Source organism: Brucella pseudintermedia (assembly GCF_008932435.1).
Taxonomy (GTDB): domain Bacteria; phylum Pseudomonadota; class Alphaproteobacteria; order Rhizobiales; family Rhizobiaceae; genus Brucella; species Brucella pseudintermedia.
Map to the genome: position 1 here is coordinate 273,333 of NZ_WBWE01000001.1, position 12,309 is coordinate 285,641.

Consider the following 12,309-nt stretch of genomic DNA (forward strand, 5'->3'; position numbering starts at 1 on the left):
GCAAGCGCGGGCCTGCAATCGTGATTAATCCAAACCCGGCTTGACCGCCGAAACTTCGTCCAGCATGTTCCCCTCACAAAATGGAGTGATTTCATGATCGAGACGTTGCTGCCCGTATCGGCGCTCGCCTTCCCCAATATCGATCCGGTGATTTTCAGGATCGGGCCGCTGGCAGTGCACTGGTACGGCCTCGGCTATGTCGTGGGCATCATGTTCGCCTGGTGGTACGGCAAGAAGCTCCTGCGAAGCCACCGCCTGTGGGCGAACAACCAGCCGCCCATGGCGCCCGAAGCGCTCGACGATTTCGTCATCTGGGCGGCGCTCGGCGTCGTGCTGGGTGGGCGCATCGGCTATGTGCTCTTCTATAATTTCTCCTTTTACATCTCCAACCCGCTCGCCATTCCGGCGGTGTGGGATGGCGGCATGTCGTTCCACGGCGGCATTCTGGGCACGACGCTCGCCATGTTCCTGTTTGCCCGCTCGCGCGGCATCAGGGTGTGGAGCATGTTCGACACGATTGCCGCCGGTGTTCCGGTCGGGCTTGGCGTGGTGCGCGTCGCCAATTTCATCAATTCGGAACTATGGGGCCGCGTCAGCGATGTGCCTTGGGCGGTCTATTTCCCCAATGGCGGTCCGCTGCCGCGCCATCCAAGCCAGCTTTATGAAGCCTTCCTTGAGGGGTTGGTACTGTTCTTCGTGCTGTTCCTGCTCGTCTGGGTCGGGCGCAAGCTGAAGAAGCCGGGCTTCCTCGCGGGCGCATTCGTCACCGGCTACGGCCTCAGCCGCATCGTGGTCGAATTCTTCCGCGAGCCGGACGCACAGCTCGGCTATCTCTTCGGCGGATGGCTTACCATGGGCATGGTGCTTTCGGTCCCGATGGTGCTGATCGGGCTCTGGGCCATGTGGCGCGCAAACCGGGCCGCGGCAAAGGATGCCTGACCTCTCGCTGAAAGACCGGCTGAAACGCCTGATCGCCGCCTCCGGGCCGATCAGTGTCGCCGATTACATGGCCGCCTGCCTCGGCGACCGCGAGGCGGGCTATTACACCACGCGCGAACCTTTCGGACGCGACGGCGATTTCATCACCGCGCCGGAGGTGAGCCAGATGTTCGGCGAACTGATCGGCATATGGTGCGTCAGCGAATGGGATGCGCTGGGACGCCCGGATAATGTGGTGCTGTGCGAGATCGGCCCCGGTCGCGGCACGCTGATGAGCGACATGCTGCGCACCATCGGCAGGCTTGCCCCGCAAATGCTGGCCCATGCGCATGTTGCCATGGTCGAAACCAGCCCGCGCCTTGTCGAAAGACAGAAGGAAAAGCTGGCCGATGCAGGCGCGAAGATCGACTGGTTCGAGCGTTTCGCCGATATTCCCGCCGATGGGCCGCTGATCCTCGTTACCAATGAGCTGTTCGACGCGATCCCGTTCCGGCAATTCGTCAAGGTGGGTGGCCGCTTTGTCGAACGGATGATCGCGCTCGACGAGAAGGACGCGTTTCAATTCGTCAGCGGTCTGGGCGGCATAGACCCCGCTCTCCTGCCGCAAGGTCACGCAGACGCAGAAGAAGGGGCTATCTTTGAAGCAGCCCCGGCGCGCACGGCCTTGATGCAGGAAATCGCCAGCCGTATCGCGACAACGCGCGGCGCGGCGCTCAACATCGATTACGGCCATCTGGAATCCGGCTTTGGCGACACGCTGCAAGCCATGCTGAAACACGGGTTTGACGATGTGTTCGCCCATCCGGGCGAAGCCGATCTCACCAGCCATGTCGATTTCGACAGTCTGGAGAAGACCGCAAAAGCCTGCGGCTGCAAGACCGGAACCATGACGCAGGGCGAGTTTCTGCTTGCAATGGGCTTAGCTGATCGCGCCGGGCGGCTCGGCGCGGGCAAGGATGCGGCGTTTCAGGAGAAAATCCGACAGGACGTCGAAAGGCTGGCCGCGCCCGATCAGATGGGAACCTTGTTCAAGGTTCTCGCATTGAGTGACCGGCAGACACGTCTTTTGCCTTTTGAATGAGAACTACCAGATCACGCTCTTTTAGAAAGCCGCGATTGACAAGCCGTCCGAGCTCCCCCACCATCCCGCCGTTTGAAACGAGATTGCCATGACAGACACGCCGCAACCGCTCCGTTCGCCTCTCCTTGAAAAGCCCGTGGCGCAGAACGGGAAGCGGATCGCGCATGGCTTTTTCACCCGCAAGGGCGGCGTTTCCGATGGCATCTATACGGGCCTCAATGTCGGCAGCGGATCGAACGATGTGCCGGAAAAGGTCGCGGAGAATCGCCGCCGTGTCGCAGCAACCCTTGGCGTTGCGCCCGATCATCTCATGACGGTGCATCAGGTCCATTCGCCCGATGTTATCCGCGTCACCGAACCTTTCGGCAGCCCGCGCCCCAAGGCCGACGCCATGGTGACCAATGTTCCCGGCATTGCCATCGGCGCGCTTTCCGCCGATTGCGGCCCGGTGCTTTTTGCCGATCATGAAGCCGGAATCATCGGTTCCGCCCATGCCGGATGGCGCGGCGCTTTTGGCGGCGTTCTTGAAAACACCATCGAGGCCATGATCGGGCTTGGCGCGAAGCGCGAAAATATCGTCGCCGTTCTGGGACCGACCATCGGACCGGAAAACTATGAGGTCGGACCGGAATTCTATGCCGAGTTCATCGGCAGGGACCCGGCCTATACCGCCTATTTCCGTCCATCGGACAAGGCAGACCACAAGCTGTTCGACCTGTGGACATTCATCACCGACCGTCTGACGAAGGCTGGCGTAAAGGCCGAATCCCTGCGCCAATGCACCTATGCCGATGAGGAACAGTTCTATTCCTACCGGCGCACCACCCATCGCAACGAACCCGATTACGGGCGTCAGATTGCAGCGATCGCCATCATAGAAGATTAGGAGAACCGCATGGCCCTTCACTTCGAGCCGGAAGAATTCGCCGCACGTCGCGACCGACTGATCTTGAAGATGGAGGAGGAGAAGCTGGATGCGCTTCTGCTGTTCGCGCAGGAGAGCATGTACTGGCTGACCGGCTATGACACATTCGGCTTCTGCTTTTTCCAGTGCCTCGTGGTGAAAGCCGACGGATCGATGGTGCTAATGACGCGCTCCGCCGATCTGCGGCAGGCGCGCCATACGTCGAATATCGAGAACATCGTCGTCTGGACCGACCGCGACAATGCCAATCCGGCCTCGGACCTGCGCAATATCCTGACCGACCTTGAGCTGCTCGGCACGCGGATCGGCATCGAATACCAGACGCATGGCCTCACCGGCGCCAATGCGCGCAAGCTGGACGAACAGTTGCAGAGCTTCGCCAAGCTTTACGATGCGTCCGGCATGGTGGACCGCCTGCGCCTTCTCAAAAGCCCCGCCGAAATCGCCTATGCCAGGCGCGCTGCGGAACTGAGCGACGACGCGCTGGATGCGGCGATCAAGCTGACCAAGGGCGGCGCGAGCGAAGCCGATATTCTGGCTGCGATGATGAGCGCCAATTTCGCGGGCGACGGCGACTATCCGGCGAACGAATATATCATCGGCTCGGGCGACGACGCCCTGCTCTGCCGCTACAAATCGGGCCGGCGCAAGCTGAACAAGAACGACCAGCTCACGCTCGAATGGTCGGGCGTGTTCCGGCATTATCACGCGCCGATGATGCGCACGCTGATCGTCGGCAAGCCGACCGCGCATCATCTGGAGCTTTATGCCGCCGCGCGCGAGGCGCTGGAAGCCGTGGAAGCGGCAATGACCCCCGCCTCGACATTCGGCGACGTGTTCGACGCCCATGCGCGGACCATGGAAGCGCACGGCCTCACCCGCCACCGGCTCAACGCCTGCGGTTATTCGGTGGGCGCGCGCTTCACCCCATCATGGATGGATCCGCAGATGTTCTATGCCGGAAACCCGGAAAGCATCCAGCCGGACATGACGCTTTTCGCCCATATGATCATCATGGATTCCGACACGCAGACCGCCATGACGCTGGGGCAGACATATCTCACAACAAATGGCGCAGCTCAGCCATTATCCCGCCATTCTCTTGATATGATTGTCAAATGAGGCGCAATCGGCGATAAAACGGCACGTCAGGAAAAGTCGACTGAACAGAACTGAAATGCCCTACCGCAGGGAACCTGCGCCTTCAGGAGCATGAAGCCGAACATGAACAAGGCACATCTTTCGTTGCTGCTGTTGCTTACCGGGTTACTTGCCGCCTGCAACAGCACTGAATCCGCTTTGAACGTACAGGGCAGCAATCAGAGTTCCGGGCAGGCCGTTGCCCCGGCGACGCCAGCCGCGGGCGCCGCGCAACCCGCGGCAACGACCCCAACCGGCACCGCGCCCGCAACCGGCGCGCCAGCCGCGCCGCAACGCAGTGCGGGCCTGAAGCCGGGCAAGCTGCATATCGCCCCCATTGTCGGCGCGCCGGTCAATGTGGTCACGCCGCTCACGCATCGCATCAATGACGACGCCAAGGCCAAGGGCATCGAGCTTGCGGGCAATAACGACCCGAGTGCGGCCTATGTCATGAAGGGATATTTCTCCGTTCTTTCGGAAGATAACCAGACCACGGTTCTCTACGTCTGGGACGTGCTGGATGCGTCCGGCAACCGCCTTCACCGCATACAGGGTCAGGAGAAAGTTCAGGGCGCGGCAGCAGACTCATGGAGCGTCGTTCCGGCTTCCGCCATGCAGGCAATCGCCGACCGCACCATTCAGGAATATTCCACCTGGCTTGCGGCAAATCGCGCATGAACCGGTCCTTTCGCGGCAAAAGGCTGAAATCTTTTGCTGAATCGGTTTTGCATATTGTGGGAAAGCCGGATTTCCGGCCTTTTTGGAGCAATTGTGTTCCTTCGGGCCTTGCAATAACTGTGACTCTTTGCAATAGCCCCCGCATCCGAAAGAACCTGCAAGCTGCTGTACTTGATCCCGTCAGATAAGTACGCAGCTTTAAAATTTTTGAGATTGTCCGTTCCGGCGGACTTTTGCAACAACCAGACTGCAAACCGCGACCGCATCGGCGTCAGAGGCAAAAGAATGAAACTTTTCGCAGGCAACTCCAACCGGGTTCTTGCCGAATCCGTTGCTCAATATCTCAACATTCCGCTCGGTAAGGCCAGCGTGCGCCGCTTCGCCGATCAGGAAATCTTCGTAGAGATTCAGGAAAACGTGCGCGGCGAAGACGTATTCGTTCTGCAATCGACCTCCTATCCGGCAAACGATCACCTGATGGAACTGCTCATCATGATCGATGCCTTCCGCCGTTCCTCGGCCCGTCGCATCACCGCCGTCCTGCCCTATTTCGGCTATGCCCGTCAGGACCGCAAGCCCGGTCCGCGCACGCCGATCTCGGCCAAGCTCGTCGCCAATCTCATCACCGAAGCCGGCGCCAACCGCGTCCTGACGCTTGACCTTCACGCCGGTCAGATCCAGGGCTTCTTCGATATCCCGACCGACAATCTCTATGCCGTTCCGGTCATCGCCCGCGATGTGAAGGCCAATTACGCCACCGGCAATTGCATGGTCGTCTCGCCGGACGTCGGCGGCGTGGTGCGCGCCCGCTCGCTGGCCAAGCGCATCGATGCGCAGCTTGCCATCGTCGACAAGCGCCGCGAGCGCCCGGGTGAATCGGAAGTCATGAACGTCATCGGTGATGTTTCCGGCAAGGACTGCCTGCTGTTCGACGATATCGTCGATTCCGGCGGCACGCTCTGCAACGCAGCCGAAGCCCTGCTCAACAAGGGCGCAAACAGCGTCACCGCCTATATCACGCATGGCGTTCTGTCCGGCGGCGCGGTTGCTCGTATCGCCTCGTCAAAGCTGAAGGAACTGGTCATCACCGATTCCATCCAGCCGACCACCGCCATCAACGATGCGCCGAATATCCGCGTGCTGTCGATCTCGGACCTCATCGGCGAAGCCATCGCCCGCACGGCAGCGGAAGAGTCGGTTTCCAGCCTCTTCGACTAAAACAACAGCCTGAGGGCGATCCCGAAACATGCCGCCAGCAACAGCACGAGCGGCATGTTCATCCTGAAGACGACAAGCAACAATGCCGCCGCGCCTGCGATCAGGACGGCGGCATTGTCTATTGTGCTCCAGACCGGCAGCGGCAATGTGAAAGGCCCGACAGCCTTCTCCACCACCTGCGAAAACAGGACATGCAGCGAGAACCACAGCGCCAGATTGGCGATAACGCCAACGACTGCAGCCGTAATCCCGCCCAGCATCGCCGACAGCCAGCGCACCTGACGCAGCCGCTCGACGAAAGGCGCACCTGCCAATATCCATAGGAAACACGGCACGAAGGTGAACCACAGCGCGATCAGCCCGCCGAAAAAGCCGCCCAGAAGCGGCGGCAGGCCGGACAGGTTCGCAGCCCCCACAAAGCCGACGAAAACCAGCACGAGGATCAGCGGTCCCGGCGTGGTTTCCGCCAGCCCAAGCCCGGTCAGCATTTCTCCCGGCTTCATCCAGCCGAAATGCTCGACCGCCTGCTGCGCCGTATAGGAAAGCGCTGCATAAGCGCCGCCAAATGTCACCGCGGCAAGCTTCGAGAAGAAAGCCGCTTCCTGCACGAAGACATGCGAGCCGCCAAAAGCCAAGAACAGCCCAAGCAAAGGCAAAAGCCACAGCCCGCCCCAGATCAGCGCCTGCTGCGTGAATTCGTGCAAGGCACCGGGCGTCGCCTCGCCCAGAACTGTTGCTGCACCATTCCCCTCAACCACGTGTCGCAGGCCACCGGCAAGTGCCGCCAGCAGAACGACAAGCGGAAACGGCAATTTCAAAAGCGCTATGGCGATAAATGCCGCAACGGCTACGCAATAGGAAAAGCCGGAAGCGAGCGTGCGCTTTCCCATCCGGTACAGCGCTTCGAAAACCACGGCCAGAACCGCAGCCTTCAGGCCGAACAACAGCCCGGCCACCACGTCCACATGTCCGAAGGCAATATAGATTGCCGACAATGCAAGCATGACCGCCGCACCGGGCAGCACGAACAAAAGCCCCGCCAGCAGGCCGCCGCGCCAGCCTTTGACCGCCCAGCCGGAATAGGTCGCAAGCTGCATGGCTTCCGGCCCCGGCAGCAACATGCAGAAATTGAGCGCATGGATCAGCCGCTCCTGATCCATCCATTTCTTTTCATCCACGAGAACGCGTTGCAGCATGGCGATCTGCGCCGCCGGCCCGCCAAAGGACAGAAGCCCGATCTTGCCGAAGGTCGCGAAAAGTTCTTTGAAATCCGGCTGCTTTATTGGCTGTATCACGCTGTCATCCTGAATGGCTCCTTCGCCAGCTGTCGAGGATGATCATTACAGGTTCATGACAGTTTTCACAGGCCTACTCGGCGGCAGCACCCTCTTCGGCAAAATCGTCTGGGGCATTCGGATCGCCCGGCGCGGTCTCGCAGCCGAGATCAGGGAAATTGACGATGCGCATTCCCTTGAAATCATTGCGGACCACCAGAAGCCCGCGTTCTTCGAAATAGGTCAGGAGACGCCGGGCCCGGCTGAACGAATGCGTGCCATAGGCCCGCGCCAAAGCCGCATCGGACGGGCAAGGCGCGCCGGTGACGGCTGCCTGCGCCACAATCAGGAACACGCCCTGCACATCGTCGGTGAGGCTTTCCGAAAGCGACAGCGCCTGCTGCCATGTCTCGCCATTGGCGACATCGCTTTCGATGCTGGCCTGCGCCACCGCCAGCCTCCTGCGGAAAGCGGGCAATGCCAGCGGCTCGCCCGGAACGCGATGAATGCGGCAACGCACCAGAAAATCCTGATAGAGAACGGCAACCGAGCGGAACGAGGCTTCAGGATCGTCCACGATCTCGCGCATCACCTTTTCCAGAAGCTCTTCGCGTTCGGCCTCCACGATACCGGGGAAAAGCGGCTCTTCGACCGGCTCGGCTTCAGGCTTTGGCTTTGCCACCTGCGCCAGGATTTCCGCCGTCGATGGCGGCGGTGGCGGTGGCGGCGCCCTGCGCACGGCGGTGCGGATTTCCTGCGGCGCTGGCGTGAAGATAAGATCGAGCGCATCTTCCGGCGCATCGGGAAGCGGCATCAGCTTCGGCGACGACGAACGCGCCGATGTTTCGACCTTGCCGATCTTGATCGGCAACGGGCGACGCGATAATGCAGGACCAAGCGCCACAAAATGCCCGCGCTGCAAATCGCGGAACATTTCAGCCTGTTTGCGCTCCATGCCGAGAAGGTCGGCCGCGCGCGCCATGTCGATATCGAGGAAGGTGCGCCCCATCAGGAAGTTGGAGGCTTCGGCGGCAACGTTCTTGGCAAGCTTCGCCAGCCGCTGCGTGGCGATAACCCCGGCAAGACCGCGCTTGCGTCCGCGGCACATGAGGTTGGTCATCGCGCCAAGCGAAAGCTTGCGCGCTTCATCCGACACTTCGCCGGCGGCGGCGGGCGCGAAAAGCTGCGCTTCATCCACGACGACGAGCATCGGATACCAGTAGTCGCGCTCGGCATCGAAAAGACCGCCAAGAAAAGCCGCCGCCGAGCGCATCTGCTGCTCGACGTCCAGCCCTTCCAGATTGAGCACCACCGAAACACGATGCTGGCGGATGCGTCCGGCAATGCGGGTCAGTTCGGCTTCGGTGCGGGCGGCATCGACAACGACATGGCCGTAAAGATCGGCCAGCGTGACGAAATCCCCTTCGGGATCGACGATGCACTGCTGCACCCATTGCGCGCTCTGTTCCAGCAGGCGGCGCAGAAGATGCGACTTTCCGGAACCGGAATTACCCTGCACGAGCAGGCGCGTGGCGAGAAGCTCCTCAAGATCAAGCATGGCCTGCTTGCCACCGCCAAGCGCTGCTGCTGAAGCAGAACCGCTACCAGTGACGGAACCCATGTCGATACCGACCTGCATCTCGCCTCCTTGTTTCAATATCGCAGGAACAGACGACTCGCGCAGCCATGCCGCCAGTCGATCAGGCATTCGCTTAACACTTTTGCGGCTGTCATTGCCACCCGTTAATGCATGTCTCCCAAAAGTGGGAACCGGTTTTGGGATAAAGACATGCATGAAAACAAAAACTTAAAGCGTGTCATATGACGACGAAAAAGGTGACACGCTTTAAGACAAATGCCCACAGATGCCGGGCAGTAGATTTCAACCTGAAGTTTTGATAGCAATCTTCTCAGGGGGCAAAAGCAGCAAGCGTCCAGCCAGCGGGCGCGTCGGGGAGGATGAGCCACCTCGACCGTGGCAAAGGCTTTGCTCTCTATTCGGAGGTGAATTCTATGTGGTTAATACCCATTAGATTCACACTTAGAGTAAAGAAAACCCGCACCGGCTGGCAAGCTACAGTGCGGGTACAGCTCTTCATCTAAGTACATGGTAGCTGGAGTTCGCGCTTCAGCTACCAATCCGAATATAGGCCATCGGGTACATCTTATCAACTGTGACCTGCCATCTGAACGGGCAAACCCAAAAAACTTGCGCCGCCGCACGCTATGGTCTATAGCCACCGCCATCCGCGTAGACACCCTTGGAGGCAACGCGGAATGGAGCGGTCCGGTCTTTCACCCTGTGACAGACGATACGGGCTGTTTCATGTCGTTTGTTGAAGCATGATCCCGAACCGGTTTTCGGACAAGATCATGCGCGGAAAGCAGGCGACACTCCAGTAACATCGAAAGGAAATGCCATGAGCGAGACTTACGTGCTCAAGGCCGATCTGCGTACCCGGGTTGGTAAGGGGTCCTCCCGCGAACTGCGTCGCAACGGCCAGATTCCTGCAGTCATCTATGGCGACAAGCAGGAGCCCCTCGCAATCGCCGTCTCCTATAAGGAGATTTTCTACAAGATCCATGGCGGTGGCTTCAAGACCACTGTTGCCACGATCGAAGTGGACGGCAAGAAGATTCAGGTCCTCCCGAAGGACTACCAGCTGGACCCGGTCCGCGACTTCCCGCAGCATGTCGACTTCCTGCGCGTTTCCGCGAAGTCGGTCGTCCACGTGAATGTTCCGGTTCACTTCAAGAACGAAGAAGCAGCTCCCGGCATCAAGCGCGGCGGCGTTCTCAACATCGTTCGCCACGACGTTGAACTGATCGTTCCGGCCAATGCAATTCCGGAAGCACTCGATGTCGACCTGACCGGCCTCGAAATCGGCGACTCCGTCCACATTTCGGCAATCAAGCTGCCGAAGGGCGTGACGCCTGCTATCCAGGATCGCGACTTCACCATCGCCACCATCGCGGCTCCTGCCGGCCTGAAGTCGGAAGAAGCCGCTGAAGGCGCTGCAGAAGAAGAAGCCAAGGACGGCGAATAATCGCTTTCCGCATAGGTGCGCTATAGAGGGGCTCTGAACCATGCTGCTCATCGCAGGTCTTGGCAATCCGGGCCCCAAATATGTGCATAACCGGCATAATATCGGTTTCATGGCGGCGGATGAAATATTCCGCCGCCATCGCTTTTCCAACTGGCAGAAGAAGTTTCAGGCCGAGATTGCCGATGGCGTGATTGACGGCGAGAAGGTGCTGCTGATCAAGCCGCAAACCTTCATGAACCTTTCCGGCCAATCCATCGGCGAGGCCATGCGCTTCTACAAGCTGACGCCCGCCGATCTCGTCGTCATCTATGATGAACTCGATCTCATTCCGGGCAAGCTGCGCATCAAGACCGGCGGCGGCTCCGGCGGCCATAACGGCATCAAGTCCATCGACGCCCATATGCAATCCTTCCCCGGCGGCCAGAATTATCGCCGCATGCGGCTTGGCATCGGCCATCCCGGCGCGAAGGAACTCGTGCATAATTATGTTCTCGGCGATTTCGCCAAGGCTGATAATGAATGGCTGGATACGCTTCTGGGTGCTGTCGCCGATAATGTCGCCATGCTCGCCAAGGGCGAGAACAACAGTTTCATGAACCGCGTCGCGCTCGCCATGGGCGACGGCAATCAGCGGCCAAGCGGGTTCAAGGCCGATCCTGCGCAACTGGAAAAGGCCCCGCCAAAGGCGCAGAGCCATATCCGTCAGGCGCGGCAGAACCAGAAAAAGCCGAACATTCCCGAAAGCGGCCCTATGGCCGACATGCTCAAGCGGCTTTTCGGGAAAAAGGATTGACGCTATGCCGTCCTATGACGCATAGCCACACCAAGAAAATTCTAGTCTGATAGGTACGATCATGGGTTTCAAATGCGGCATTGTCGGTCTGCCGAATGTTGGCAAGTCGACGCTTTTCAACGCGCTGACCAAAACGGCCGCCGCACAGGCCGCAAACTATCCGTTCTGCACCATCGAGCCGAACACAGGCGAAGTGGCGGTTCCCGATCCGCGCCAGAACGAGATTGCCAAAATTGCCGGTTCCAAGGAAATCATCCCGACCCGCATCAACTTCGTGGACATTGCCGGTCTCGTGCGTGGCGCTTCAAAGGGCGAAGGTCTCGGCAACCAGTTCCTTGCCAATATCCGCGAAGTCGATGCCATCGTGCATGTTCTGCGCTGCTTCGAGGATGACGACATCACCCATGTCGAGGGCCGCATCGATCCCGTATCGGACGCCCAGACCGTTGAAACGGAGCTGATGCTGTCAGACCTCGAAAGCATCGAGCGCCGCATCGTGCAGATCCGCAAGCGCGCGACGGGCAAGGACAAGGAAGCGCTGACCGTCCTGCCGGTGATGGAAGCAGCACTCGAACTGCTCCAGAACGGCCAGCCTGTCCGCCTGATGCTGAAGGACATTTCGCCGGAAGACCTGCTGACGCTGAAGGGCCTGAACCTCTTGACCTCCAAGCCGGTTCTTTATGTCTGCAACGTCGCCGAAGGCGATGCTGCCAAGGGCAACGAATTTAGTGCCGCCGTCGACAAGATGGCTGAGGAACAGGGCGCGCAGACGGTCATCATTTCCGCCGCCATTGAAGCCGAAGTCGCACAGCTTCCCGATGAGGAAGCCAAGGAATATCTGGAAAGCATGGACCTTGAGGAACCGGGCCTCGACCGCCTGATCCGCGCCGGTTACAAGCTTCTCGATCTCATCACCTATTTCACCGCTGGACCGAAGGAAACCCGCGCCTGGACCATCAAGCGCGGCACCAAGGCTCCGGCCGCCGCCGGTGTCATCCACACCGATTTCGAGCGCGGCTTCATCCGCGCCCAGACCATCGCCTATGAAGACTACGTCAAATACAATGGCGAAGTCGGCGCGAAGGAAGCCGGCAAGGCACGCGACGAAGGCAAGGAATACATCGTCCATGACGGCGATGTGATGCTGTTCCGTTTCAATACCTGATACGATCAGGCCGCCGAAACCGGCGGCCTTTTCTTTATGCCTACACGGA

The 12,309-nt window shown here is 59.8% G+C and carries 11 protein-coding genes; 9 read left to right on the forward strand and 2 right to left on the reverse strand.

Going from position 1 to position 12,309, the window contains the following annotated elements; genetic code table 11:
• Positions 1–93: 93 nt before the first annotated feature.
• The 6 genes from lgt to F9K78_RS01315 all read left to right on the forward strand — a co-directional run bounded on the left by lgt (position 94) and on the right by F9K78_RS01315 (position 5,981).
• On the forward strand, positions 94–939 hold the full coding sequence (lgt, locus tag F9K78_RS01285) for a prolipoprotein diacylglyceryl transferase (RefSeq protein ID WP_121985979.1): 846 nt from the start codon (positions 94–96) through the stop codon (positions 937–939).
• The gene (locus F9K78_RS01290; RefSeq protein ID WP_121985978.1) at positions 932–2,020 is read left to right on the forward strand and encodes a class I SAM-dependent methyltransferase; all 1,089 of its coding nucleotides are present in this window, start codon (positions 932–934) and stop codon (positions 2,018–2,020) included. The genes lgt and F9K78_RS01290 overlap by 8 nt, the downstream gene beginning before the upstream one ends.
• Positions 2,021–2,108: 88 nt before the next feature.
• Entirely contained in the window at positions 2,109–2,906 is a 798-nt protein-coding gene (gene pgeF, locus F9K78_RS01300; RefSeq protein WP_121986040.1) for a peptidoglycan editing factor PgeF, read from the forward strand.
• Positions 2,907–2,915: 9 nt separating this feature from the next.
• Complete coding sequence (locus F9K78_RS01305; protein ID WP_121985977.1) at positions 2,916–4,067, forward strand: M24 family metallopeptidase; 1,152 nt, start codon at positions 2,916–2,918, stop codon at positions 4,065–4,067.
• A 90-nt stretch (positions 4,068–4,157) separates the two neighbouring features.
• Positions 4,158–4,763: a hypothetical protein gene (locus F9K78_RS01310; RefSeq protein WP_121985976.1), complete on the forward strand. Its 606-nt coding sequence runs from the start codon at positions 4,158–4,160 to the stop codon at positions 4,761–4,763.
• Positions 4,764–5,048: 285 nt separating this feature from the next.
• Positions 5,049–5,981 (forward strand): ribose-phosphate pyrophosphokinase, encoded by a 933-nt coding sequence (locus F9K78_RS01315; protein WP_061345920.1) that lies wholly within the window; start codon positions 5,049–5,051, stop codon positions 5,979–5,981.
• Here the strand turns inward: F9K78_RS01315 and chrA are convergent.
• Positions 5,978–7,276 (reverse strand): chromate efflux transporter, encoded by a 1,299-nt coding sequence (gene chrA, locus F9K78_RS01320; RefSeq protein WP_121985975.1) that lies wholly within the window; start codon positions 7,274–7,276, stop codon positions 5,978–5,980. The genes F9K78_RS01315 and chrA overlap by 4 nt on opposite strands.
• A gap of 73 nt (positions 7,277–7,349) precedes the next feature.
• Positions 7,350–8,894 carry an ATP-binding protein gene (locus F9K78_RS01325; protein WP_121985974.1) on the reverse strand — a complete coding sequence of 515 codons (1,545 nt, stop codon included), beginning with the start codon at positions 8,892–8,894 and terminating at the stop codon, positions 7,350–7,352.
• 781 nt (positions 8,895–9,675) lie between these two features.
• On the opposite strand from F9K78_RS01325, the gene F9K78_RS01330 reads away from it, so the two are divergent.
• The 3 genes from F9K78_RS01330 (at position 9,676) to ychF (ending at position 12,260) form a co-directional block, all read left to right on the forward strand.
• Positions 9,676–10,302 (forward strand): 50S ribosomal protein L25/general stress protein Ctc, encoded by a 627-nt coding sequence (locus F9K78_RS01330; protein WP_121982461.1) that lies wholly within the window; start codon positions 9,676–9,678, stop codon positions 10,300–10,302.
• 40 nt (positions 10,303–10,342) lie between these two features.
• On the forward strand, positions 10,343–11,095 hold the full coding sequence (pth, locus tag F9K78_RS01335) for an aminoacyl-tRNA hydrolase (protein ID WP_121985973.1): 753 nt from the start codon (positions 10,343–10,345) through the stop codon (positions 11,093–11,095).
• 61 nt (positions 11,096–11,156) lie between these two features.
• On the forward strand, positions 11,157–12,260 hold the full coding sequence (ychF, locus tag F9K78_RS01340; protein ID WP_121985972.1) for a redox-regulated ATPase YchF: 1,104 nt from the start codon (positions 11,157–11,159) through the stop codon (positions 12,258–12,260).
• Positions 12,261–12,309: the final 49 nt, after the last annotated feature.